We start from the raw sequence: 24,734 nt of genomic DNA on the forward strand, positions 1-24,734 counted from the left end.
CTTTGCCCACAAACATGTTGATACTTCCGTTTGTGCCAGGGGCGATGGACCGGGGGGTACGGTAGGTTCTCGCAAAGACTTTGGTACATCCTGTCCATGAGTCAGAGGTTCCCGCAATGCGTTTCGGTACGGTCAAATGGTTCAACGATGCGAAGGGTTTCGGCTTCATCGCGCCCGAGGATGGTGGTGAGGACGTGTTTGTCCACTTCTCTGCGATCAATTCCAAGGGTTTCCGCAGCCTGCAGGAAGGCCAGCGCGTGAAGTTCGAAGTCACCCAGGGGCCGAAGGGCGCCCAGGCATCCGGCGTCGAAATCGCCGCCTGAGCTTCGCAGGCCGCCGCTCGCGTCGGCCACATGCAACATCCAGGCCCCGCGCCCCATGGCGCGGGGCTTTTTGCTTCCGGGGGCGGGCGCGGGCGTCGTCCCCGCGCTCGCCCCATCCGCCTCCACGGAGACAGGCATGACCGACCGCAGGCAATTCCTCAAGGCGTCGATGCTGGGCGCCGCCACCCTGGCGATGGCCGACGCGAAGGCCGGTACCGTGCCCGCGGGCGGCAGGGCGGCGGCGACGCCGGTCGTGCGCGTGGCCTCCACCTGGGACTTCGGCATCGCCGCCAACCACGCGGCATGGGCGATCCTGGGCAAGGGCGGCAGCGCGCTCGACGCGGTGGAAGCCGGTGCGCGCGTACCGGAATCAGACCTGAAGAACCACAGCGTGGGCAAGGGCGGCTATCCCGACCGCGACGGCAGGGTTACCCTGGACTCCAGCATCATGGACGCCGAGGGCAACTGCGGCGCGGTGGCCGCGCTGGAGCACGTCACCCACGCCGTCTCGGTGGCACGGCGGGTGATGGAACGCACCCCGCACGTGATGCTGGCTGGCGACGGCGCGCTGCAGTTCGCGCTGGAGCAGGGCTTCGAGAAGGAAAACCTGCTGACCCCGGAAGCCGGCGAGGCCTGGCGCGAATGGCTGAAGACCGCGCGCTACCGGCCGGTGATCAACAGCGAGGTGCGCGACTACGGCGCAGGGCATCCCGCCGGCCTGCCGGGCGGCAGGGACAACCACGACACCATCGGTATCCTGGCGCTGGACGCACGCGGCAGGCTGGCCGGCGCCTGCACCACCAGCGGCATGGCGTGGAAGCTGCACGGCCGCGTGGGCGACAGCCCGATCATCGGCGCCGGCCTGTACGTGGACGGCGAGGTGGGCGGCGCCACCTCCACCGGCGTGGGCGAGGAAGTGATCCGCAACGCCGGCAGCTTCCTGGTGGTGGAACTGATGCGCCAGGGCCGTTCGCCGCAGGAAGCCTGCCGCGAAGCGGTGATGCGCATCGTGCGCAAGCGGCGGGAGGCGGCGAAGGACCTGCAGGTGGCCTTCCTCGCCATGAACAAGGACGGCGAGGTGGGCGCGTGGGCGATCCAGCACGGCTTCTCCTACGCGGTGTGCGACGCGAAGGAGCAGAGCGCGCTGGTCCCCTCGAAGAGCCTCTACGCCGCATGAGCGGGCGACTGCTGGAGGTGGCGGCCAACTCGGTGGCCTCCGCGCTGGCCGCGCAGGAAGGCGGGGCGGGGCGGGTGGAACTGTGCGCTGCGCTGGAGGCGGGTGGCCTCACGCCCTCGCACGCCACCATCGCGATGGCGCGCGAGCGGTTGCGCATCCCGCTGTACGTGCTGGTCCGCCCGCGCGCCGGCGACTTCCTCTACGACGACCTCGAGTGCGAGGCCATGCGGCGCGACATCGAAACCTGCGCCGCGCTGGGCTGCGACGGCGTGGTGCTCGGCGTGCTCGATGCCGACGGCGGGGTGGATGTCGCCCGCTGCCGCGTGCTGGTCGGCGCGGCGGGACGCATGGGAGTCACCTTCCACCGCGCCTTCGACCTCGCCCGCGATCCGCGGCGGGCGCTGGAGGACGTCATCGCGCTGGGCTGCGAGCGCGTGCTCACCTCCGGCGGACAGCCCGGCGCGCAGGAAGGCGCCGCGCTGATCCGCGAACTGGTGGAACAGGCCGCCGGCCGCATCGTGGTCATGCCCGGCGCCGGCGTGACCGCCGACAACCTCGCCACGCTGGCCGCGGCCACCGGCGCGCGGGAGTTCCATGCCTCCGCCAAGCGGCAGATCTCCTCGGGCATGCATTACCGCCTGTCGCGGCTCGCCGACATGCAAGGCGGCGAACTGCGCAGCGACGTGGAACAGGTCCGCGCTCTGGTGCGCGCCCTCCCGTCCCCGTAGCCGCCCGTTTTGCGCCCAGCCGCCAGAGCAGAGGGGAAGCCAGGGCGCATCCCATCCCTACCGCAGCGCATGGCCCGTCGCCTTGGTTAAGATGTCGCATTGCGAATCCCCTGGAGCGACCCCGTGATCATCAAACCCAAAGTGCGCGGCTTCATCTGTGTCACGGCCCACCCGGTCGGCTGCGAGCGCAACGTGGCCGAGCAGATCGACGTCACGCGGGCGGCCATCGCCCGCGCCGACGGCACGGGCCCGAAGCGGGTACTGGTGATCGGCGCCTCCACCGGCTACGGCCTGGCCTCGCGCATCACCGCGGCGTTCGGCTACGGCGCGGCCACGCTGGGTGTGTTCTTCGAGAAGCCCAGCAGCGAGGACAAGACCGGCACCGCCGGCTGGTACAACGCCGCCGCGTTCGACACGCTGGCCAAGCAGGCCGGTCTGTACAGCAAGTCCATCAACGGCGACGCCTTCGCCGACGCCACCCGCGAGCGCGCCATCGAGATCATCCGCAACGAGATGGGCGGTCCGGTCGACCTGGTGGTCTATTCGCTCGCCTCGCCCGTGCGCAAGCTGCCCGGCACCGGCGAGGTGGTGCGCTCCGCGCTCAAGACCATCGGCGAGACCTTCACCGCCAGCTCGGTCGACACCAACAAGGACGTGGTGATCCAGGCCAGCGTGGAGCCGGCCACCGAGCAGGAGATCAAGGACACCGTCACCGTGATGGGCGGCGAGGACTGGGCGCTGTGGATCGACGCGCTGAGCGCGGCCGGCGTGCTGGCGAAGAACGCCACGACCGTCGCCTACAGCTACATCGGCACCGAGATCACCTGGCCGATGTACTGGCACGGCACCCTGGGCCAGGCCAAGCAGCACCTCGACAACACCGCCAAGGCCCTGCGCGAGCGGCATGCCGCCGAAGGCCTGGACGCCCGCGTCGGCGTGATGAAGTCGGTGGTCACCCAGGCCAGCGCCGCGATCCCGGTGATCCCGCTGTACGTCTCCATCGCCTTCAAGGTGATGAAGGACAAGGGCATCCATGAAGGCTGCATCGAGCAGATCAACCGGCTGTTCCACGACCGTCTCTACCGTGCCGACGGCGCCGCGCTGCCCACCGACGACGAGGGCCGTGTGCGCCTGGACGACTGGGAGCTGCGCGATGACGTGCAGGACGCCTGCAAGGCCCTGTGGCCCACCGTCACCACCGAAAACCTGCGCCAGGTCACCGACTACGACGGCTACAAGCACGAGTTCCTGAAGCTGTTCGGCTTCGACCGCAAGGACGTGGACTACGACGCCGAGGTGGACCCGGACCGGCGCTTCGATTGCGTGGAGATGTAGGCCGGCCTGCGCCGGCGGAAATGCGTCGCGCGCGCGGGAGCTTCACGCGTGGCGCATGGGCCGCTCAGGCCGCGAACTGCAGCCGCGCCAGCTCCGCGTACAACCCGCCCTCCGCCAGCAGGCTCTCGTGCGTGCCCTGCGCCACGATGCGGCCGCCGTCCATCACCACGATGCGGTCGGCGCGCAGCACGGTGGCGAGGCGGTGGGCGATGACCAGGGTGGTGCGGCCCTTTTCCAGCCGTTCCAGGGCCTGCTGGATCGCGGCCTCGGACTGCGCGTCCAGCGCGGAGGTCGCCTCGTCGAGCAGCAGCAGCGGCGCGTCGCGCAGGATCGCGCGGGCGATCGCGATGCGCTGGCGCTGTCCGCCGGACAGGCGCACGCCGCGCTCGCCCAGCTCGGCGGCGTAGCCCTCGGGCAGGGCGTGGATGAACTCGTGCGCCTCGGCGGCGCGGGCGGCCTCGACCACCTCGTCGTCGCCGGCGTCCTGGCGGCCGAAGCGGATGTTGTCGGCGGCGCTGCCGGCGAAGATCGCGGTCTCCTGCGGCACCAGCGCGATGGCGCTGCGCAGCTCGGGCAAGGCGAGCGCGCGCAGGTCCGCGCCGTCCAGCGTGATGCGGCCATGCTGCGGGTCGTAGAAGCGCAGCAACAGCGCCAGCACCGTGCTCTTGCCCGCGCCGGAGGGCCCGACCAGGGCCACCGTCTCGCCGGGCCGGATGTCCAGGCTGAAATCGTGCAGCGCCGGGGCGTCGGGGCGGCTGGGGTAGTGGAAGCCCACGTGCTCGAAGCGCAGCGCGCCGCGCACCGGGCGCGGCAACGGCTGCGGCTGCGCCGGGCTGGTCACCTCGGCGCGCTCGGCGAACAGCTCGCCGATGCGCTCCATCGCGCCGGCCGCGCGCATCACGTCGCCCCACACTTCGCTGAGGCCGGCCACCGAGCCGGCGGCGAAGAACGCGTACAGCACGAACTGGCCCAGCACGCCGACGCCCAGCGTGCCGGCCAGCACGGCGCGCGCGCCGGCCCACAGCACCAGGGTGATGGCGCCGAAGAACAGCACGATCACCGTGGCGGTGAGCACCGCGCGCATGCTGATGCGCTGGCGCGCGCTGGCCAGCGCGCGGGTGATCGCGCCGGCGTAGCGGGTGCTCTCGATGTCCTCGCGCGCGTAGGCCTTCACCGCGGGCGCGGCGTTGAGCGTCTCGTTGGCGATCGCCGCGGCGTCGGCGATGCGGTCCTGGCTGGCGCGCGAGAGCTTCTGCACGCGCCGGCCGAACACCAGGATCGGCAGCATCACCGCGGGGATCACCAGCGCGGTGAGGCCGGCCAGGCGCGGGCTGGTCCAGATCATCATCGCGCTGGCGCCCAGCAGCATCACCGCGCTGCGCAGGGCCACCGAGATGCCCGAGCCGATCAGCGCCTGGATCACCTCGGTATCGCTGCCCAGGCGCGAGACCAGTTCGCCCACGCGGCTCTTCTCGAAGAACGCCACGTCGAGCCGGATCACGTGCGCGTAAAGCTGGCTGCGCAGATCAGCCAGCGCGCGCTCGCCGAGCAGGGTGATGCAGAAGTAGCGCGCCGCAGTGGCGAAGGCCAGCACCAGCGCCACGCCGAACAGGCCCAGGAAGGTGCTGTTGATCGTCGCTGCGCTGGCATGGCCGAAACCGGCTTCGATCATGTGTCGTATCGCCATCGGCAGCACCAGGGTCGCGCCCGAGGACAGCGCCAGGAACACCAGCCAGCCGATCGCCAGCGCGCGATGCGGCTTCAGGAACGGCCACAACTGGCGCAGTGCGCCGATGCGGCGTGTCGGTCGTTCGGCGGAATCGGCTGCGCTCATGGAAACGTCCCGGTGGAATCCGTCCTACATGGTGGAGGTCGCCGGGGAATTCAATCACATGCCTGCGCCGCCGGCAGCGGCGCAGGGCCCCTTTCGGCAGGCCGGTGGCGCAGCAGGCGCGAACGCAGGCGCAGGAACGGCCGCTCCACCAGGTAATGCAGGGTCGCGCCCGTGGCCAGGATGGTCGCCGCATAGGCGGCGAAGGCGAGCCATCCGTGGATGGCCGGATGGTCCGCCAGTACCTGTTGCACCTGGTGCATGGCCAGCTTGTGGCTGAGGTAGAGGCTGTAGGAAACCGCCGCGATCCAGCCCGCGCCCGGTACGCCGCGGCGTCCCAGCCATCCCTGCCGGCTGGTCGCGGCCGCCACCACCAGCGCCAGTCCCAGCGCGAGCAGCGGATAGCCCAGCACGTCGGCCGCCAGCGAGGTGCGGTCGCGGAACAGCCAGATCGCCGCGGCCACGACGATCATGCCGAGCGGGGCGAGCGCGTTGGCGCGCACCTGAAGGCGCGCCCACAGCGCCGGGCACCAGGTCTGCAGCACGGCCAGCATCACGCCCGCCAGCAGCCCGTCGAGGCGGGTCCAGGTCGGGTAGTAGATGCTCTCGAGGAAATCCATGCCACGCAGGGCGGCATGGCCGCGCAGCAGCATGCCGGCCAACATCACGCCCGCGCAGGTCGACACGGTCGCCAGCCGCGACGGACGCCGCGACAGCAGCCAGGCCAGCAGCGGGAAGACCAGATAGAAATGTTCTTCCACGCACAGCGACCAGGCATGCGAGAACGCCGGGTTGTACCGGTAGTCGATCAGCAGGTTCATGGTGTAGGTGAGGAACTGCCACACCGGCTGCATGCCTGGCGCCTCGCGCAGCGACGGAAAGCCGGCGTAGACCACCAGCACCACCAGGAAGGCGGGCAGGATCCGGAACGCGCGGCGCAGATAGAACTCGCCCAGGCGCAGCGGCTCGCCGCGACACAGCGGCGCCAGTACCTGGCTGCCGATCAGGTAGCCGCTGAGCACGAAGAACAGGTCCACGCCCATCCAGCCGTAGTCGGCCACGGCCTGGAACGGCTGCGCCAGTCCGCCGATCATCCACGAGTGGAACAGCATCACCCACACGATGGCGATGGCGCGCAGCAGGTCGAGCCCGGGCAGGCGTGGCATGGAGGTCCCCCAGAAGCCGGCTGGTTGCACGGCGACGCTCATGGTGCCCATCCGGGCCGGCAGGGACGGGCGCGATTTCTGGCGCTGCGCGGGCGTGCCGTACTTGCCCAGGCTCTCAGAGCCTGTTCAAGATCTCCCCGTAGCTCGCGTTGCCTTGCCCTGGCCGCTAGGTGGGAGTGCGTGGCGCAGCGCCTGCCTGGCGGGCAGGTCAAGCCGCGCGCTGCCGCATGGCGGCCAGGGCAAGGCAACCCTTCGGGCCGGGTCTGTTTGCCCACAGGCCGGCGTCATCGCTCAGTCGTGGACGGACGTCCACTCCCTCGCTCTTCCTTGGCCTGCGCGCAAACAGCTCCCGGCGCTGGCCACGGGGAGATTTTGAACAGGCTCTCAGTCCAGCGTCCGCACCGTGCTGCGCCCGCGGCTGAGGTCGGCGACGAGGCGGCCGGCTTCCGTCACGTTCCGCTGCGGCAGCCGGAATTCCAGCGCGACGCCGTCGGCCTCGTAGCGTTCGCGGTCGATGCTCGCCTGCAGTTCCTGCAAGCGTGCGCGGAACAGTGGCAGCTCGGCGAAGCCGCAACGGGTGGTGAGGCGCGCCATGGCGACCAGCGGCACGCGGCCGGCCAGGCGCAGGCATTCGGCCGCGGCGCCGCCGTAGGCGCGCACCAGCCCGCCGGCGCCGAGCTTGATACCGCCGAACCAGCGCGTCACCACCACCATCGCGCGGTCGATGCCCTGGCCCTCGATCGCCTGCAGGATCGGCCGCCCGGCGGTGCCGCCGGGTTCGCCGTCGTCGTTGAAGCGGTAGTCCTGGCCGACGCGGTACGCCCAGCAATGGTGGTTGGCGCCGGGGTCGGTGACGTCGCGCAGGAAGGCCAGCGCCTGCTCCGGCGACTCGACCGGCGCGGCCTGGACGAGGAAGCGGCTCTTGCGGATGTCGAGCTGGTGCCGGCAGGGGCCCGCCAGGGTGTGCAGGGTGTCGCTCATGCGGTGGAGATGGGCGGCGAAGTGCCCAGTGTAGCCGCGCGCGGGCGTGCACGCCTGCCACGCAAGGCGTGAAAGCAGGGTCACGGACGCCTTCACACGCTGCTTTCGCGCGGCCCGCTATGTAAGGGAGACAGGGCCGAATCCGGGGCCGCCCATGCCGGCGGAGCGCACCGTCGCGCACCTTCCGAAGGAACGCCCGCTTTTGAAGAACGCCCCGCTGTCCATTCCTGGCCTGCACCGCCTGCGCGCCCGGCTGCGCCGTCGCCGGCGCCGGCTCGCCGAACCCGAGTCGGCATTGCGCGCGGAACTGTTCAGCGCCGACCAGATGGACCAGTACGGCGCCGAGCTGGCCAGCCGGCACAAGGCCTGCGCCCACGCGCGCACGAACGCCCTGCTGGAACGCCTGGCCAGCAACCGCGCGCTGCTGGCGGAGGCCAGCGACCTGCTCACGCAGGCGATGCGCGACGGCCGTCGCATCACCCCCGCGGCGGAATGGCTGCTGGACAACTACTACCTGATCGAGGAACAGATCCGCACCGCGCAACGCCACCTGCCCAGGGGCTACAGCCGCGAGCTGCCGGTGCTGCTGAACGGCCCGTGCGCGGGCCTGCCGCGCGTGTACGAGATCGCGCAGGAGACCATCGCCCACGGCGACGGCCACGTGGACGGGGAAAGCCTGCGCCGCTTCGTCGCCTCGTACCAGACGGTGGCGCCGCTCACCCTGGGCGAGCTGTGGGCCATCCCGATCATGCTGCGGCTGGCGTTGATCGAGAACCTGCGCCGCGTGGCCGCGCGCGTGATGGCCGACTGGGGCGACCGCCGCCTCGCCGCGCACTGGGCCAACCGCATGAGCGAGGTCGCCGAGCGCGACCCCAAGAGCGTGGTGCTGGCGGTGGCCGACATGGCCCGTTCGAACCCACCGATGGTCGGCCCGTTCGTGGCCGAGCTGGCGCGCCGGTTGCAAGGCCAGAGTCCCGCGCTGGTACTGCCGCTGACCTGGGTGGAACAGCGCCTGGCCGAATCGGGGCAGGGCATCGAACACCTGGTGCGGATGGAGGCGCAGCAGCAGGCGGCCGACCAGGTCTCCATCGGCAACAGCATCGGCAGCCTGCGCACGCTCTCGGCGATGGACTGGCGCGGCTTCGTGGAAAGCACCAGCCTGGTGGAACGCGCGCTGCGCCAGGATCCCGCCGGCGTCTACGCGCGCATGGACTTTGCCACCCGCGACCAGTACCGCCACGCGGTGGAACGGCTGGCACGGCACTGCGCGCTGTCCGAACGGGCGGTGGCCGAGGCCGTGGTGGCGCTGGCGCGCGAAGGCGGCGACGGCGCGCGGGCCGAGGCGGGCGGCCACGTCGGCTTCTACCTGGTGGACGATGGCCTGGATGCGCTGGAGACGCGCATCGACGCGCGCCCTTCGCCGGCGCGATGGTGGCGGCGACTGGCCCTGCGCGGCCGTCGGCCGCTGGTGCTGTACCTGGGCCTGATCGCGCTGCTCACCGCATTGCTGGCCTGGCCGCTGGTGCGCAACCTGCCGCTGGACGCCGGCCAGCGCTGGCCCTGGTGGCTGCTGGCGGTGCCGGTGGTGCTGGTGAGCAGCCAGCTGGCGATCAGCCTGGTCAACTGGCTGGTCACCGTGGCCGCCACGCCGCGCATCCTGCCGCGGATGGACTACGACGACGGCCTGCCGTCCGACATGCGCACCCTGGTGGCGGTGCCGGCCATGCTGACCGGCGCGGACGACGTGGACGAGCTGGCGGAAAGCCTGCTGGTGCGCTACCTGGCCAACCGCGATCGGCACCTGCACTTCGCCCTGCTCACCGACTTCGCCGACGCCGACGCCGAAGCCCAGCCGCAGGACACGGTGCTGCTCGACCTGATGCAGGAACGCATCGAGGCGCTGAACGCCGCCTACGCCGGCGACGGGGCCGACCGCTTCTTCCTGTTCCACCGTCCGCGCCAGTGGAACCCGTCCGAGCGCGCCTGGATGGGGCGCGAGCGCAAGCGCGGCAAGCTGGCCGACCTGAACGCCTGGCTGCGCGGCGGCGCGCGCGACGCCTTCGCGCGGGTGGTGGGCCGCGCCGACGCGCTGCAGGACGTGCGCTACGTGATCGCGCTGGACGCCGACACGCAGTTGCCGCGCGAGACGGCCCGCCGCTTCGTGGGCGCGATGGCGCACCCGCTCAACCGGCCGGTGTTCGACCCCGCGCACGGTCGCGTGGTCGCCGGCCACGCCATCCTGCAGCCGCGCGTGGGCATCAGCCTGTCCAGCGCGGCGCGCTCGGCGTACGCGCGGCTGTTCGGCAGCGACGCCGGCATCGACCCGTACACGCGCGCGGTGTCCGACGTGTACCAGGACCTGTTCGACGAGGGTTCCTTCATCGGCAAGGGCATCTACGACCTGGACGCCTTCGAGCGGGCCATCGACGGCCGCTTCCCCGACAACCACATCCTCAGCCACGACCTGGTGGAAGGCTGCTACGCGCGCAGCGGGCTGATCAGCGACGTGCAGCTCTACGAGGAATACCCCGCGCGCTACCTCGACGACGCCAAGCGCCGGCACCGCTGGATCCGCGGCGACTGGCAGCTGCTGCCGTGGCTGCTGCCGTGGGCGCCGGCGCGCGGCGGCGGCTGGCGGCGCAACCCGCTTACCGCGCTGTCGCGCTGGAAGATCCTGGACAACCTGCGGCGCAGCCTGGTGGCGCCCTCGCTGCTGGTGCTGCTGCTGTTCGGCTGGCTGTCGCATGCGGCGCAGCCCACCTGGACGCTCGCCGTGCTGCCCGTGGTGCTGGTGCCGCTGCTGCTGGCCGCGTTGCTGGAACTGTTCCAGAAGCCGCGCGAGGCGGTGCTCGACCAGCACCTGCGCGCGGCCATGCGCGGGGTGGGCCAGCACGTGGCGCGCGCCGCGCTCGGCCTGGTGTGGCTGCCGCACGAGGCGCTGTACAGCCTCGACGCGGTGCTGCGCACGCTGTGGCGGCTGCTGGCCAGCCGCCGCCACCTGCTGCAATGGCACCCGTCGCGCCAGGTAGCCCGCGCGGGGCGCGACGACCCCGCCGCGCCCTGGCGCGCGATGTGGATCGCACCGTTGCTGGGCGTATTGGGAAGCGGGGCGCTGGCCGTGGCGTGTCCCGGGGCGCTGGCGGTGGCTGGGCCGTTCCTGCTGGCGTGGTTGCTGGCCCCGGCCGTGGCCTGGCGGATCAGCCGGCCGCCGTCGCCACCGCGCTTCGACGCCACGCCCGCCGACCTGCGCTTCCTGCGCCGGCTGGCGCGCCGGACCTGGGCATTCTTCGAGAGCCACGTCGGCCCGCAGGAAAACTGGCTGCCGCCGGACAACCGCCAGGAACAGCCGGAGCTGGTGGTCGCCCACCGCACCTCGCCCACCAACATGGGCCTGGCGCTGCTGGCCAACCTGGCGGCGTGGGACCTGGGCTACCTCAGCGCCGGCCGGCTGCTGCAGCGCACCGACGCCACCCTGCGCACCATGCAGGAGCTGCCGCACCACCGCAGGCACTTCTACAACTGGTACGACACGCTGTCGCTGCAGCCCTTGCCGCCGCACTACGTGTCCACCGTGGACAGCGGCAATCTCGCCGGCCACCTGCTGACCCTGCGCACCGGCCTGCTGGAACTGGCCGACGCGCCGCTGTTCGAGCCGCGCCAGCTGGAAGGCCTGGCCGACACGCTGGACCTGCTCGACCGCGCCCTCGCCGGCGAAGGGCGCCGCGACACGGCGCTGGCCGGGCTGCGCCACGCGCTGGAAGCCGCGTTGGCCGAGCCGCCCGCCACCGTCGAAGCCGCCGCTGCCTGCATGGAAAACCTGGCCGACCGCGCCGACGTGGCCGCCGCCGCGCTGGATGCGGACCCGGACGGCGAGGCCGACTTCTGGCTGCAGGCGCTGCGCACCCAATGCCTCGACGCGCGCGACTACCTGCGTCCCTTCGCCGGCTGGCCGGCGGGCGAGGGCGGCCTGGCGATGCCATCGCTGCGCCGGCTGGCGCAGATCGACGAGGCCGGCGCGTCGATCCTGCGGGTGGAAGCGCGCCGCCGCGCCGCCGGCCTGCTGGCGATGGTCGAGCGGCTGGCCGGCCAGTCCGGCGAACTGGCGGCGATGGACTACGGCTTCCTGCACGATGCGCGGCGCGACCTGCTGTCGATCGGCTACAACGTGGACGAGCGCCGGCTGGACGCGGGCTTCTACGACCTGCTCGCCTCCGAGGCGCGGCTCACCAGCTTCGTGGCCATCGCGCAGGGGCAGTTGCCGCAGGAAAGCTGGTTCGCGCTTGGCCGGCTGCTCACCACCACCGGTGGCGAGCCGGTGCTGCTGTCGTGGACCGGCTCGATGTTCGAGTACCTGATGCCGATGCTGGTGATGCCCGGCTACGAAGGCACGCTGCTCGACCAGACCTGCCGCGCCGCGGTGGCGCGGCAGATCGAGTACGGCCGCCAGCTCGGCCTGCCGTGGGGCGTGTCCGAGTCCGGCTACAACACGATGGACATCCATTTCAATTACCAGTACCGCGCCTTCGGCGTGCCCGGGCTGGGCCTGAAGCGCGGGCTGGGCGAGGAGCTGGTGGTGGCGCCCTACGCCACGGCGCTGGCGCTGATGGTGGCGCCGGAGGCCGCCTGCGCCAACCTGCAGCGGCTGGCGCAGGAAGGCCTGGAAGGCCGCTACGGCCTGCACGAGGCGGTGGACTACACCCCGGCACGGTTGCCGCACGGCCAGCGCGCCGCGGTGATCCGTTCCTACATGGCGCACCACCAGGGCATGAGCCTGCTGGCGCTGGACCACCTGCTGCGCGGCCAGCCGATGCAGCGCCGCTTCGCGGCCGATCCCGCGCTGCAGGCCACCCTGCTGCTGCTGCAGGAGCGCGTGCCGCGCAGCGCCGCCGAGTACCGCCACGCCACGCCGGCGCCCACGCCCGAGGCGCTGGCGCGCGGCGCGGAAACGCGGCTGCGCGTGTTCGCCGACCCCGACCGGCCGCGCCCGGCCGTACAGCTGCTCTCCAACGGGCGCTACCACGTGATGGTGAGCAGCGCCGGCGGCGGCTACAGCCGCTGCCGCGAGCTGGCCGTGACGCGCTGGCACGAGGACATCAGCCGCGACGACCTGGGCCAGTTCTGTTACCTGCGCGACGTGGAAAGCGGCGCGTTCTGGTCCGCCGCGCACCAGCCCGTGCGGCGGCGCACCGACTTCCACGAGGCGATCTTCTCCGACGCGCGCGCCGAGTTCCGCGTGCGCGAACGGGACTTCGACGCGCATACCGAGATCGTGGTCTCGCCCGAGGACGACATCGAGCTGCGCCGCATGCGCATCACCAACCGCGCCCGCACCCGGCGCACCATCGAGATCACCAGCTACGCCGAGGTGGTGCTGGCGCCGCCGCTGGCCGACGCGCTGCATCCGGCCTTCAGCAAGCTGTTCGTGCAGACCGAGCTGGTGCGCGCGCTGCAAGCCATCGTGTGCACGCGCCGGCCGCGCTCGGCCGACGAGCACGTGCCGTGGATGTGCCACCTGCTGGCGGTGCACGGCGCCGACATCGACGAGATTTCCTACGAGACCGACCGCGCGCGCTTCATCGGCCGCGGTCGCAGCCTGGCCGCGCCGCTGGCGCTGGCGGCGGGCGAGGCGCACCGCAGGTTGTCCGACAGCGAGGGGCCGGTGCTCGACCCCGTCGTGGCGATCCGCTGCCGCATCACGCTGGGGCCGGAGCAGTCGGCGCGGGTGGACCTGGTCACCGGCATGGGCGACAGCCGCGACGCCTGCCTGCGCCTGATCGAGAAATACCGCGACCGTCACCTGGCCGATCGCGTGTTCGACCTGGCCTGGACGCACAGCCAGGTGCTGCTGCGCCAGCTCAACGCCAGCCTGGCCGACGCCCAGCTGTACGAGCACATGGCCACCTCCATCGTCTACGCCAACCCCTCGCTGCGCGCCGATCCCGGCATCCTGCGCGCGAACCGGCGCGGGCAGTCCGGGCTGTGGGGGCAGGCGGTGTCCGGCGACCTGCCGATCGTGCTGCTGCACGTCGCCGATCCGGCGCACATCGATCTGGTGCGGCAGCTGGTGCAGGCCCACGCGTACTGGCGCCTGAAAGGCCTCGCGGTGGACCTGGTGATCTGGAACGAGGACCACGCCGGCTACCGCCAGCAGTTGCACGACCAGATCATGGGCCTGATCGCCTCGGGCGTGGAGGCGAACCTGATCGACCGTCCCGGCGGCATCTTCGTGCGCAACGCGCAACAGCTCTCCAGCGAGGAACGCCTGCTGATGCAGGCCGCCGCCCGGCTGGTGCTGAGCGACAGCCGCGGCGGCCTGGCCGAGCAGATCGGGCGCCGCCGGGTGCAGTCGCAGCCCGCGCCATTCCGCGCCAGCGAGGCGCGGCCCGCGCCGCCGCCCCCGCCGGAAGCGCCGAGCGCAAGCGGGCTGGCGCTGGGCAACCCCTGCGGCGGCTTCGCCCCGGACGGCAGCGAGTACGTGGTGGCGCTGGCGCCGGGCCAGGCCACGCCGGCGCCGTGGTCCAACGTGCTGGCCAACGCGCAGTTCGGCACCGTCATTTCCGAGAGCGGTGGCGCCTACACCTGGAGCGAGAACGCACACGAGTTCCGGCTCACCCCGTGGCGCAACGACCCGGTCACCGACGACGGCGGCGAGGCGATCTACCTGCGCGACGAGCACAGCGGCGAGTACTGGTCGCCCGCGCCGCTGCCGTGTCGCGGACACGGCGCCTACCGCACCCGCCACGGCTTCGGCTACAGCGTGTTCGAGCACGAGCAGGACGGCATCCGCAGCGAGCTGTGGGTGTACGTGGCGCTGGACGCGCCGGTGAAGTTCTCGGTGCTGCGCGTGCGCAACGCCAGCGGCCGCACGCGCCGGCTCAGCGCCACCGGCTACGTGGAATGGGTGCTGGGCGACCTGCGCGACAAGACCGCGATGCACGTGGTCACCCGTTCCGACCCCGCCACCGGCGCGCTGATGGCGCGCAACGCCTGGAACATGGAATTCGCCGGCCGGGTCGCCTTCCTCGACGTGGACCATCCCGGGCGCAGCATCAGCGGCGACCGGGTGGAGTTCCTCGGCCGCAACGGCAGCCTGCGCCGGCCGGCGGCGATGGCGAACGCGAAGCTGTCCGGCCAGGTCGGCGCCGGCATGGATCCCTGCGGCGCTGCGCAGGTCGCGTTCGAGCTGGACGACGGCGACGAGTACGAGGTGATCTTCCGCCTCGGTGCCGCCGCCGACGCCAAGGCGGCCAGCGAGCTGGTGCAGCGCTTCCGCCGCCGCGGCACCGCCGCCGCCGCGCTGGAGGCGGTGCGCATGCACTGGCGCTGGACGCTGGGCAAGGTGCAGGTGCGCACGCCGGACCCGGCGGTGGACGTGCTGGCCAACGGCTGGCTGATGTACCAGACCATCGCCTGCCGCTTCCTGGCGCGCAGCGGCTACTACCAGTCCGGCGGCGCCATCGGCTTCCGCGACCAGCTGCAGGACGCGATGGCGATGGTCCACGCCTCGCCCTATGCCGTGCGCCAGCACCTGCTGCTGTGCGCCGCGCACCAGTTCCCCGAGGGCGACGTGCAGCACTGGTGGCATCCGCCGCTGGACCGCGGCGTGCGCACGCGCTGCTCCGACGACTTCCTGTGGCTGCCGCTGGCGACCAGCCGCTACGTCGAGGTCACCGGCGACACCGGCGTGCTGGACGAGCGCGCCGGCTACATCGAGGGCCGGCCGCTGGGGCCGGGCGAGGAGTCCTACTACGACCTGCCCACGCATTCGGAACTGCAGGAGACGCTGTACGACCATTGCAGGCGCGCGATCGGCCACGCCGGCGCGCGCGGGCCGCACGGCCTGCCGCTGATGGGCAGCGGCGACTGGAACGACGGCATGAACAAGGTGGGCGAGGGTGGCCGCGGCGAAAGCGTGTGGCTGGGCTTCTTCCTGTACCACGTGCTGCAGCGCTTCGCGCCGCTGGCGCGCCTGCGCGGCGACGAAGCCTTCGCGCAGCAGTGCGACGACGAGGCCGCCGCATTGCGCCGGAACCTCGACGAGCATGCCTGGGACGGCGGCTGGTACCGCCGCGCCTGGTTCGACGACGGCACGCCGCTGGGCTCGGCCGGCAACGACGAATGCCGCATCGATTCCATCGCGCAGAGCTGGTCGGTGTTGTCCGGAGCGGGCGATCCCGCGCGCCGGCGCCAGGCGATGGACGCGCTGGACACGCACCTGGTGCGCCGCGAGGCCGGCCTGGTGCAATTGTTGAACCCGCCGTTCGACACCTCCGCGCTCGATCCCGGCTACATCAAGGGCTACGTGCCCGGCGTGCGCGAGAACGGCGGCCAGTACACGCACGCGGCGGTGTGGGCGGCCATGGCCTTCGCCGAGCTGGGCGACGGTGCGCGCGCCTGGGAACTGCTCGGCCTGATCAACCCGGTGAACCATGGCCGGGACGAGGCCATCACCACCTACAAGGTGGAACCCTACGTGGTCGCCGCCGACGTCTACGGCGCGCCGCCACACGTGGGGCGGGGCGGCTGGACCTGGTACACCGGCTCGGCGGGCTGGCTGTACCGGCTGATCGTGGAATCGCTGCTGGGCCTGCGCGTGGAAGGCGAGCGCCTGCGCCTGGCGCCGCTGCTGCCGCCGGGCTGGGACGCATTCGCGCTGGACTACCGCCATCGCGAGACCGACTACCACGTCACCGTGCGCCGCGCGCGCGACGGCGAGGCCGAACGCTGCGTGCTCGACGGCCGCGTGCTGGACGACGACGCCGTCGTGCTGGTCGACGACGGCCGCGACCACCACGCCGAGGTGTTCCGCCGGTAAACGCGGCGTCGATCCGGCCGTGGCCGGCGCATACCCGGCCTTTACGCGCATGCCGCCATGCTTGCAGGCCCGTCGCCGTCCGGCGGCCCCGCTGCTGACCGACATGACCGACACCACGCGCGCTTCCCCCATCACCGGCACGCCGGCAGGACTGGCCGAACTCGCCTTCCTGTTCGATGTCGACGACACCCTGCTCGACAACGACCGCTTCGCCATCGACCTCGCCGCGCGCCTGGAACGCGACTTCGGCACCGCCGAGCGCGAACGCTACCAGTCGATCTACGAGGCGCGCCGCGAGGCGCTGGGCTACGCCGACTACCTCGGCGCGCTGCAGGCGTTCCGGATCGGCTGCGAGCACGAGGAACGGCTGCTGGGCATGTCCGACTTCCTGCTCGACTACCCGTTCGCCGAGCGGCTCTATCCCGGCGCGCTGGAGGCGGTGGCGCACCTGCGCACGCTGGGCCCGGCGGCGATCCTGTCCGACGGCGACATCGTGTTCCAGCCGCGCAAGATCCGCCGCGCCGGCCTGTGGGACGCGGTCGGCGGGCAGGTGCTGGTGACCGTGCACAAGGAGCACGCGCTGGACGCCGTGCTGCGGCGCTTCCCGGCGCGGCGCCACGTGATGGTGGACGACAAGCCGCAGCTGCTCGCCGCGATGAAGCGCGCGCTGGGCGACCGGCTGGTCACCGTGTTCGTGCGCCAGGGCCACTACGCCGAAGCCGCCCGCGGCATGGCGATCGAGCCGCCGCCGGACCTCGCGGTCGCCGCCATCGGCGAGCTGCGCACGCTGTCCCTGGCCGACCTCCCCGCCGTGCTCCCCGAGGCCGCGCCGCCACCCTTCACCGCCGTCCCGGAGGCCCCATGAACGCGACCCGCCAACTGCACGACCTCGGCCAGAGCCTGTGGCTGGACAACATCACCCGCGAGCTGCTGGACGAGGGCGGCCTGGCCCGCTATATCGACGAATTCGCGGTGACCGGACTCACCTCCAACCCGACCATCTTCGAGAAGGCCATCGGCGGCGGCCACGCCTACGACGCCGGCATCCACGCCAAGACGCTGGCCGGCAAGTCCGGCGAAGCGCTGTTCATGGAGCTGGCGCTGGAGGACCTGCGCCGCGCCGCCGACCTGTTCGCGCCGGTGCACCGGGCCACCGGCGGCGTCGACGGCTGGGTCTCGATGGAGGTCTCGCCGCTGCTGGCCGACGACACCGAGGGCAGCATCGAGGCGGCGAAGCAGATCCACGCGCAGGCCGGGCGGCCGAACCTGTTCGTGAAGATCCCCGGCACCGCGGCCGGCGTGCCGGCGATCGAGGAGGCGGTCTTCGCCGGCGTGCCAATCAACGTCACGCTGCTGTTCTCCAACGAGCAGTACCTGGCCGCGGCCGACGCCTGGGCGCGCGGCGTGGAGCGGCGCCTGGAGGCCGGGCTGGACCCCGGCGTGGCCTCGGTCGCCTCGCTGTTCGTCAGCCGCTGGGACGTGGAGGTGAAGAGCAAGGTGCCCACCGGGCTGCGCAACCGGCTGGGCATCGCGGTGGCGCGGCAGGTCTACCGCAGCTACCGCGCGCTGCTGGAATCGCCGCGCTGGCGCCGGCTGGCCGAGGCCGGCGCGCGGCCGCAGCGGCTGCTGTGGGCCAGCACCGGCACCAAGGACCCGGAGGCATCGGACACCCTGTACGTCGAGGCGCTGGCCGCGCCCGACACGGTCGACACGATGCCCGAGAACACCTTGCGCGCGTTCGCCGATCACGGCAGGCTGCGCGGCACGATGGCCGCCGACGGCGGCGACGCCGACGCCAGCCTGGCGGCATTCGTCCAGGCCGGCGTCGACCTCGACGTGCTCGCCGGGCAGCTGCAGCGCGACGGCGCGCAGGCCTTCGTGACATCCTGGCAGGACCTCCTGCAACGCATTGCCGAGCGCAGCGCCGAACTGGCGCGCGCCGGCTGACCACGGACCGACCATGACCCCGACCGCATCGATGCCTTTCCACCGGATTCCGCGCGCATGAGCGCACGCCTCAGCCCGCTGGCCGGCAAGCCCGCACCCGCCTCGCTGCTCGTGGACGTGCCGAAGCTGGTCGCCGCCTACGCCGACCTGCGCCCGGACCCGGCGGTGCCGGAACAGCGCGTGGCCTTCGGTACCTCCGGCCATCGGGGCAGTTCGTTCGAGCGCAGCTTCAACGAGTGGCACGTGCTGGCGATCAGCCAGGCGATCTGCGAATACCGCCAGGGGCAGGGCATCGACGGCCCGCTGTTCATCGGCTGCGACACCCATGCGCTGTCGCGCCCGGCCTTCGAGAGCGCGCTGGAAGTGCTGGCCGCGCACGGCGTCGAGGTGTGCGTTTCCGCGGGCGGCGAGTTCACGCCCACGCCGGCGGTGTCGCACGCCATCCTGGTGCACAACCGCGGGCGCGAGCGCGGCCTGGCCGACGGCATCGTGGTCACCCCCTCGCACAACCCGCCGGCCGACGGCGGCTTCAAGTACAACCCGCCCAATGGCGGTCCCGCCGACACCGACGTCACCGGCTGGATCCAGCGCCGCGCCAACGAATTGCTGGAGGGCGGCCTGAAGGACGTGCGGCGCATGCCGTTCGCGCAGGCGCGCCGCGCCGCCACCACGCGCGAGCACGACTACCTCGACGCCTACGTGGCCGACCTCGCCAGCGTGGTCGACTTCGACGCCATCCGCGCCGCCGGCGTGCGCATGGGCGTGGACCCGCTGGGCGGCGCCGGCGTGCATTACTGGGCGCCGATCGCCGATCGCCACGGCATCGACCTCACCGTGGTCAGCGACGAGGTGGACCCGAGGTTCGGCTTCATGACGGTGGACTGGGACGGCCGCATCCGCATGGACCCGTCCTCGTCGTACGCGATGCAGCGGCTGATCGGGTTGAAGGACCGCTACGACGTGGCCTTCGCCTGCGACACCGACCACGACCGCCACGGCATCGTGGCGCGCAGCAGCGGCCTGATGCCGCCCAACCACTACCTGTCGGTGCTGGTGGACTACCTGTTCCGCCACCGCCCCGGCTGGAAGGCCGATGCCGGCGTCGGCAAGACCCTGGTCAGCACCGCGCTGATCGACCGCGTGGCGAAGCGGCTGGGCCGCCGCCTGCACGAGGTGCCGGTGGGCTTCAAGTGGTTCGCCGGCGGCCTGTTCGACGGTTCGCTGGGCTTCGGCGGCGAGGAGAGCGCCGGCGCCTCGTTCCTGCGCCGCGACGGCACGGTGTGGACCACCGACAAGGACGGCATCGTGCCCGCGCTGCTGTCCGCCGAGATCACCGCGCGCAGCGGCCGCGACCCCGGCGAGCTGTACGCGGCGCTGACGCAGGAACTGGGCGAGCCGTTCGCCGACCGCGTCGAGGCCAAGGCCGACGCCGCGCAGAAGAAGCGCCTGTCGAAGCTGTCGCCGCCGCAGGTGAAGATCGATGCGCTGGCCGGCGAGAAGATCGAGCAGGTGCTGGACCGCGCGCCCGGCAACGACGCGCCGATCGGCGGCATCAAGGTGGTCGCCGCCAGCGGCTGGTTCGCCGCGCGTCCCTCCGGCACCGAGGACATCTACAAGATCTACGCCGAGAGCTTCCGCGACCAGGCGCACCTCGCGGCGATCCTGCAGGAGGCACAGCAGATCGTGGACGAGGCGTTGAAGGAATAGCGACACACCGCGCAGAATCCCTCTCCCGCAAGCGGGAGAGGGGCTTTCTGCATCGCGGGTATCGAGATCCGGGCCGCCGGATCAGGCTTCCGCCACCACGCGCACCGGCACCGACTTGGCCGCCGGCAGCATGCTGAACAGGGTGTGGTGGGAGAGCGGGATCAGCGGATTGCATTCCGGGTAGTAGCCGCCGATGCAGCCACGCGGGATATCGAACGCGACCACGCTGAGGCCGCCGACCTCGCGTGCGATGCCGTCGCCGGCATCCGACACCAGCTTCACCACCTGGCCTTCGCGCAGGCCCTGCTGCGCGATGTCGTCCCGGTGCATCATCACCACGTCGCGGGTGCCGTGGATGCCGCGGAAGCGGTCGTCGTAGCCGTAGACGGTGGTGTTGAACTGGTCGTTGGAGCGCATCGTCATCAACCGGAAGCGGCCCGGCGCGTCGTCGAAGCCGGTGGCGACCAGCGCCGGTGGCGCGATCAGGTTGGCCTTGCCGGTGGCGGTCTTCCAGACCCGCTCGCGCGCGCTGTTGGGGCGGTGGAAGCCGCCGGGCTGCCACATGCGCCGGTTGAAGTCGCGGAACTGCTCGGGGTAGGTCTGCTCGATCGCGTCGCGGATGGTCGCGTAGTCGTTCACCCAGGTGTTCCACGGCACCTTGGGGTTCGGCGGCAGCGTGGCCTTGGCCAGCTCGACCACGATGCGGGTCTCCGACAGCAGGTCGGGGCTGGCCGGTTCGGCCTTGCCGACTGAGGCGTGGATGCAACTGGTGGAGTCCTCGGTGGACAGCACCTGCGCCTTGCCGTTCTCCACCACCCGCTCGATGCGTCCCAGGCAGGGCAGCAGGTAGGCGACCTCGCCATTGACGAGGTGGGTGCGGTTGAGCTTGGTGGCGATCTGCACCGTGAGGCGCAGCTTGCCCCATGCCGCCATCACGCGTTCCTGGTCCGGGATCGCGCGCAGGAAGTTGCCGCCCAGCCCGATGAAGCCGTGCACGCTGCCGGCCAGCACGCCCTTGCAGGCCTCGACGGTGTGCAGGCCGCGCTCGCGCGGCGGTTCGAAGCCATACTGCTCGGCCAGCCGGTCCAGCGGCACCAGCGCCGGATCGTCGGCGATGCCGACCGTGCGCTGGCCTTGCACGTTGGAATGCCCGCGCACCGGACAGATGCCCGCGCCGGGTTTACCGAGGTTGCCGCGCATCAGCAGCAGGTTGGCGACCATGTAGATGTTGTATTCGCCCAGCACGTGCTGGGTCAGGCCCATGCCGTACACGCCGATCACCGCGTTGCAGCGGGCGTAGACGCGGGCCGCGCCTTCCAGCGCCGCGCGGGTCAGGCCCGAGTCGGCCTCGATGGCGTCCCAGGGCTGCGCGCGCACCCACGCCGCGAACGCGTCGAAGCCGTGCGTGTGCGCGGCGATGAAGTCCGTGTCCAGCACGCGCGGCGCGCCGTTGGCCAGCGCCTCGTCGTCCAGCGCCAGCAGGGTCTTGCACAGGCCGGCGATCGCGGCGATGTCGCCGCCGGTCTTCACCTGGTGGTACTGCGTGGCGAGCGGGGTCTCCTGGCCGGTCAGCATCTCGACCGGGTTCTGCGGGTTGGTGAAGCGCTCCAGCCCGCGCTCGCGCACCGGGTTGAACACGATGATCGGCACGCCGCGCTGCGCGGCCTTCTGCAGGTCGTGCATCATGCGCGGGCTGTTGACGCCGGCGTTCTGGCCGAAGAAGAAGATGCCGTCGGTCTTCTCGAAATCGTCCAGCACCACGGTGCCCACCGCGGTGCCGATGCATTGCCGCAGCGCCACGCCGGTGGCCTCGTGGCACATGTTGGAGCTGTCCGGCAGGTTGTTGTTTCCGTACAGGCGGGCGAACAGCGCGTAGAGGTAGCTGGTTTCCAGCGAGGCGCGGCCGGAGGCATAGAACACCACCGACTTCGGGTCGAGTTTCTTCAGCTCCGCGCCGATGTCGCGGAAGGCTTCCTCCCACGCCACCGGCACGTACCTGTCGCTGGCGCGGTCGTAGCGCAGGGGATGCGTGAGCCGGCCGTTCTGCTCGAGCTCGTAGTCGCTCCAGCCGCGCAGCTCGCTCACCGTGTGCTGCGCGAAGAACTCGGGCGTGGTGCGCAGGCTGGTCAGCTCCCACGCGCTGGCCTTGGCGCCGTTCTCGCAGAACTCGAACATCAGCGGCTTGCCGGGTTGCGGCCAGGCGCAGGAGACGCAGGTGAAGCCGCGCGGCTTGTTCTGCCGCCACAGCTCCTTCACGGTGGAGGGAATCGGCACCTTCTCGCGCTTCAGGATCTCCGCCACCGACTTCACCGAGCCCCAGCCGCCGGCAGGCGCGGTGTAGGGCTCGATCCTGGGCTTGCGGTCGTCGCTCATGGCTTCACCTCGAGGTGCCGTACGGGTTCGATTATGCCCCAATGGCGGCTGCAACCGCGTCACCGTCATCCCGGCCTGCGGCCACTACTGTCCGGAGAACTTTTCGCCTGAGAGTCGGGGGGCGTTGCGGTGTCTGGAGTTTGGGGTTAAACCCCTGAGCGCCAACTCAACTTCCAGACACCGCAACATGTTCAGGATAAGCCGATTCCAGCAGCTCATGCAGCAGGTGCCGCGGGGCACGTTCCAAGCCATCATCGAGCGCCACGGTGCGGACAAGTACACCAAGGGTTTCGGCTGTCTGGAGCTGCTGACAGCACAGGTCTTCGGCCATCTGAGCGGCAGCCGTTCGTTGCGCGAGCTGGAGACGGCCTACAACGCGCATCCGACCCAGCACTATCACCTGGGCACCGGCCCGATCCGCCGCAGCACGCTGGCCGATGCCTGCGCGCACCGCATGCCGATCGTGTTCGAGGAACTGGCTTCGCGCCTGATGGCGACGGCCCACCGTACGGTGCGTCGCTCGATGCAGGCCGGGCTGTTGTTGCTGGATTCGACGTCGCTTACCCTCAAGGGCCGCGGCTACGACGCGTGGACGCAGTCGCAGCGTACGCGCCACACCCAAGGCTTGAAGCTGCACGTGCTGTACGACCACGGCACCGGCACGCCGGTCATGCAGGAAATCACCGCGGCCAACGTCAACGACGTGACCCAAGGGGCGCGGATGCCGCTGCGGCGTGGCGAGACCTATGTCTTCGACAAGGGCTATTGCGACTACGCCTGGTGGGCACGGTTCGACGCCCATCAGGCGTTCTTTATCACCCGCCTCAAGCGCAATGCCCGGGTCGCGCGGGTCGAAGCGCGGGCGATCCCCGAGGCGGATCGCACCACGATCCTGGACGACGCGGTGGTGCGCTTCAGCAATCCCAGTCCACGCGGTGGACGCGGTCATCGCTACACCGCCCCGGTACGGCGCATCACCGTGGATCGGCCCGACAAACCGACCCCGTTGGTCCTGATCACCAACGACCTGACACGCCCGGCGGCGGACATCGCCGCCGGCTACAAGACACGCTGGCAGATCGAACTGTTCTTCAAGTGGATCAAGCAGAACCTCAAGATCAAGACCTTCTACGGCCGCAGCGAGAACGCCGTGCGCATCCAGATCCTGTGCGCACTGATCGCCTATCTGTTGGTGGCTTTGTATCGGCAGGCCCACACCACAGGCATCTCGATGCTGCGTGTGCTTAACCGGTTGCATGCTGGCCTGTTCCAACGCCCGGATAGCGACGACGCCATGGATCGACGACGACGGGAGCGCCAGCGAACCTTGGAGGCGATCCAACCAAGGCTGTTCACATGATTTTCTCCGGACAGCAGTGGGCCTGCGGCGGAATGACGGGCAGGTGGCGGTCCGGTGGATTGGTCCGCGCGCGAAGGCGGGTCTATGATCGAACACGTCGATCATGGTTGCCCCGGTTCATGCGCACGTTCCCGAAGCTTTCCGATCCCGGTTCCGGCAGCGAACCCCGCGCCATGCCGAATCCCGGCCTGGCGCGTCGGGCCGTCACCGTCCATGAGGCCGGCACGGTGCAGCACGGCGACGACTGGCTGGTCGAGGAGGCGCCCGTCGAGTTGCGCTACGACGGCGAGAACTTCGCCGTGATGATGGCCACGCCGGCCGACCTGGAAGATTTCGCCTGGGGCTTTTCGCTGAGCGAGGGCCTGGTCTCCGACGCCGGCGCCATCCGTGGCGTGGCGGTGCGCGAACTGCTGGAAGGCCACGTGGTCGACATCGACACTGGCGGGACCGCGCTCGTGGATGCCGGACCGGCGCGCCTGCTGCCCGGGCGCAGCGGCTGCGGCCTGTGCGGCAGCCGCCGGCTGGAGGACGTGCTGCGTCCGATGCCACCGGTGCCGGACGGCCCCATGCTGGGACGCGACGCGCTGGGACGGGCGCTCGCCGCGCTGGCGCAGCGGCAGCCGCTCAACGGCAGCACCGGCGCGGTGCATGCCGCGGCCTGGGCCTCGCCCGATGGGGAGATCCTGCGCGTGCGCGAGGACGTGGGTCGACACAATGCGCTGGACAAGCTGCTCGGCGCGCTGTGCCGCGAGGGCGTCGACCTGCGCGGCGGCTTCGTGCTGGCCACCAGCCGCGCCAGCTATGAGATGGTCACCAAGGCGGCCCGGCTCGGCATCGGATTGCTGGCGGCGATCTCCGCGCCGACGGCTCTCGCGGTGGAACTGGCCCGCGCCGGCAACCTCACCCTGGCCGGCTTCGTGCGTCCCGGCCGGTACGTGGTGTACAGCCATCCGGGACGCCTGCAGGCGCAGCAGGGCAGCCGGTGAGCCGG

General features: G+C 71.4%; 14 protein-coding genes. 10 read left to right on the forward strand and 4 right to left on the reverse strand.

Annotation, left to right across the window (positions count from 1 at the left end):
- Positions 1 to 116: 116 nt before the first annotated feature.
- From QMK61_RS07825 to fabV, 4 genes are all read left to right on the forward strand, one after another.
- On the forward strand, positions 117 to 323 hold the full coding sequence (locus QMK61_RS07825; RefSeq protein ID WP_072320702.1) for a cold-shock protein: 207 nt from the start codon (positions 117 to 119) through the stop codon (positions 321 to 323).
- A 136-nt stretch (positions 324 to 459) separates the two neighbouring features.
- Positions 460 to 1,500, forward strand: a complete 1,041-nt coding sequence (locus QMK61_RS07830; RefSeq protein ID WP_302071622.1) for a N(4)-(beta-N-acetylglucosaminyl)-L-asparaginase — start codon at positions 460 to 462, stop codon at positions 1,498 to 1,500.
- Entirely contained in the window at positions 1,497 to 2,228 is a 732-nt protein-coding gene (locus QMK61_RS07835) for a copper homeostasis protein CutC (protein WP_302071624.1), read from the forward strand. Before QMK61_RS07830 ends, QMK61_RS07835 begins: the two co-directional genes overlap by 4 nt.
- A gap of 123 nt (positions 2,229 to 2,351) precedes the next feature.
- On the forward strand, positions 2,352 to 3,563 hold the full coding sequence (fabV, locus tag QMK61_RS07840) for an enoyl-ACP reductase FabV (protein WP_302071625.1): 1,212 nt from the start codon (positions 2,352 to 2,354) through the stop codon (positions 3,561 to 3,563).
- A 64-nt stretch (positions 3,564 to 3,627) separates the two neighbouring features.
- Here the strand turns inward: fabV and QMK61_RS07845 are convergent, their stop codons facing one another.
- The 3 genes from QMK61_RS07845 to QMK61_RS07855 all read right to left on the reverse strand — a co-directional run bounded on the left by QMK61_RS07845 (position 3,628) and on the right by QMK61_RS07855 (position 7,541).
- Positions 3,628 to 5,397, reverse strand: a complete 1,770-nt coding sequence (locus QMK61_RS07845; RefSeq protein WP_302071626.1) for an ABC transporter transmembrane domain-containing protein — start codon at positions 5,395 to 5,397, stop codon at positions 3,628 to 3,630.
- 50 nt (positions 5,398 to 5,447) lie between these two features.
- On the reverse strand, positions 5,448 to 6,560 hold the full coding sequence (locus QMK61_RS07850; RefSeq protein ID WP_302071711.1) for an acyltransferase: 1,113 nt from the start codon (positions 6,558 to 6,560) through the stop codon (positions 5,448 to 5,450).
- 384 nt (positions 6,561 to 6,944) lie between these two features.
- Positions 6,945 to 7,541: a YigZ family protein gene (locus QMK61_RS07855; RefSeq protein WP_302071712.1), complete on the reverse strand. Its 597-nt coding sequence runs from the start codon at positions 7,539 to 7,541 to the stop codon at positions 6,945 to 6,947.
- 202 nt (positions 7,542 to 7,743) lie between these two features.
- On the opposite strand from QMK61_RS07855, the gene QMK61_RS07860 reads away from it, so the two are divergent.
- The 4 genes from QMK61_RS07860 (at position 7,744) to pgm (ending at position 20,010) form a co-directional block, all read left to right on the forward strand.
- A complete protein-coding gene (locus QMK61_RS07860; protein WP_302071627.1) occupies positions 7,744 to 16,356 on the forward strand; it encodes a glycoside hydrolase family 94 protein in 8,613 nt (2,870 codons plus the stop codon).
- Between the two features lie 103 nt (positions 16,357 to 16,459).
- Positions 16,460 to 17,221 carry an HAD family hydrolase gene (locus QMK61_RS07865; protein ID WP_302071628.1) on the forward strand — a complete coding sequence of 254 codons (762 nt, stop codon included), beginning with the start codon at positions 16,460 to 16,462 and terminating at the stop codon, positions 17,219 to 17,221.
- Positions 17,218 to 18,303, forward strand: coding sequence for a transaldolase (tal, locus tag QMK61_RS07870; RefSeq protein WP_302071629.1), 1,086 nt, complete (start codon positions 17,218 to 17,220; stop codon positions 18,301 to 18,303). The genes QMK61_RS07865 and tal overlap by 4 nt, the downstream gene beginning before the upstream one ends.
- Positions 18,304 to 18,360: 57 nt before the next feature.
- Positions 18,361 to 20,010 (forward strand): phosphoglucomutase (alpha-D-glucose-1,6-bisphosphate-dependent), encoded by a 1,650-nt coding sequence (gene pgm / locus QMK61_RS07875; protein WP_302071630.1) that lies wholly within the window; start codon positions 18,361 to 18,363, stop codon positions 20,008 to 20,010.
- An 81-nt stretch (positions 20,011 to 20,091) separates the two neighbouring features.
- On the opposite strand, the gene QMK61_RS07880 is transcribed toward pgm, so the two are convergent.
- Complete coding sequence (locus QMK61_RS07880) at positions 20,092 to 22,383, reverse strand: FdhF/YdeP family oxidoreductase (protein WP_302071631.1); 2,292 nt, start codon at positions 22,381 to 22,383, stop codon at positions 20,092 to 20,094.
- Between the two features lie 217 nt (positions 22,384 to 22,600).
- Here QMK61_RS07880 and QMK61_RS07885 point away from each other — a divergent pair, with 217 nt between their 5' ends.
- Both QMK61_RS07885 and fdhD read left to right on the forward strand, forming a co-directional pair.
- Positions 22,601 to 23,743 (forward strand): IS4 family transposase, encoded by a 1,143-nt coding sequence (locus QMK61_RS07885; RefSeq protein ID WP_302071633.1) that lies wholly within the window; start codon positions 22,601 to 22,603, stop codon positions 23,741 to 23,743.
- 119 nt (positions 23,744 to 23,862) lie between these two features.
- On the forward strand, positions 23,863 to 24,729 hold the full coding sequence (gene fdhD / locus QMK61_RS07890; RefSeq protein WP_302071635.1) for a formate dehydrogenase accessory sulfurtransferase FdhD: 867 nt from the start codon (positions 23,863 to 23,865) through the stop codon (positions 24,727 to 24,729).
- The last annotated feature ends 5 nt before the right edge of the window (positions 24,730 to 24,734 follow it).

Origin of the sequence: Fulvimonas sp. R45 (assembly GCF_030504985.1) — a bacterium.
In the GTDB taxonomy this organism is placed as follows: Bacteria; Pseudomonadota; Gammaproteobacteria; order Xanthomonadales; family Rhodanobacteraceae; genus Rhodanobacter_A.

Bases quoted from the DNA above. Each gene is read 5' to 3' on its own strand.
- QMK61_RS07825 (WP_072320702.1), top strand. From the start codon at position 117: ATGCGTTTCGGTACGGTCAAATGGTTCAACGATGCGAAGGGTTTCGGC.
- QMK61_RS07830 (WP_302071622.1), top strand. From the start codon at position 460: ATGACCGACCGCAGGCAATTCCTCAAGGCGTCGATGCTGGGCGCCGCC.
- QMK61_RS07835 (WP_302071624.1), top strand. From the start codon at position 1,497: ATGAGCGGGCGACTGCTGGAGGTGGCGGCCAACTCGGTGGCCTCCGCG.
- QMK61_RS07845 (WP_302071626.1), bottom strand. From the start codon at position 5,397: ATGAGCGCAGCCGATTCCGCCGAACGACCGACACGCCGCATCGGCGCA.
- QMK61_RS07850 (WP_302071711.1), bottom strand. From the start codon at position 6,560: ATGCCACGCCTGCCCGGGCTCGACCTGCTGCGCGCCATCGCCATCGTG.
- QMK61_RS07855 (WP_302071712.1), bottom strand. From the start codon at position 7,541: ATGAGCGACACCCTGCACACCCTGGCGGGCCCCTGCCGGCACCAGCTC.
- QMK61_RS07865 (WP_302071628.1), top strand. From the start codon at position 16,460: ATGACCGACACCACGCGCGCTTCCCCCATCACCGGCACGCCGGCAGGA.
- tal (WP_302071629.1), top strand. From the start codon at position 17,218: ATGAACGCGACCCGCCAACTGCACGACCTCGGCCAGAGCCTGTGGCTG.
- pgm (WP_302071630.1), top strand. From the start codon at position 18,361: ATGAGCGCACGCCTCAGCCCGCTGGCCGGCAAGCCCGCACCCGCCTCG.
- QMK61_RS07880 (WP_302071631.1), bottom strand. From the start codon at position 22,383: ATGAGCGACGACCGCAAGCCCAGGATCGAGCCCTACACCGCGCCTGCC.
- QMK61_RS07885 (WP_302071633.1), top strand. From the start codon at position 22,601: ATGCAGCAGGTGCCGCGGGGCACGTTCCAAGCCATCATCGAGCGCCAC.
- fdhD (WP_302071635.1), top strand. From the start codon at position 23,863: ATGCGCACGTTCCCGAAGCTTTCCGATCCCGGTTCCGGCAGCGAACCC.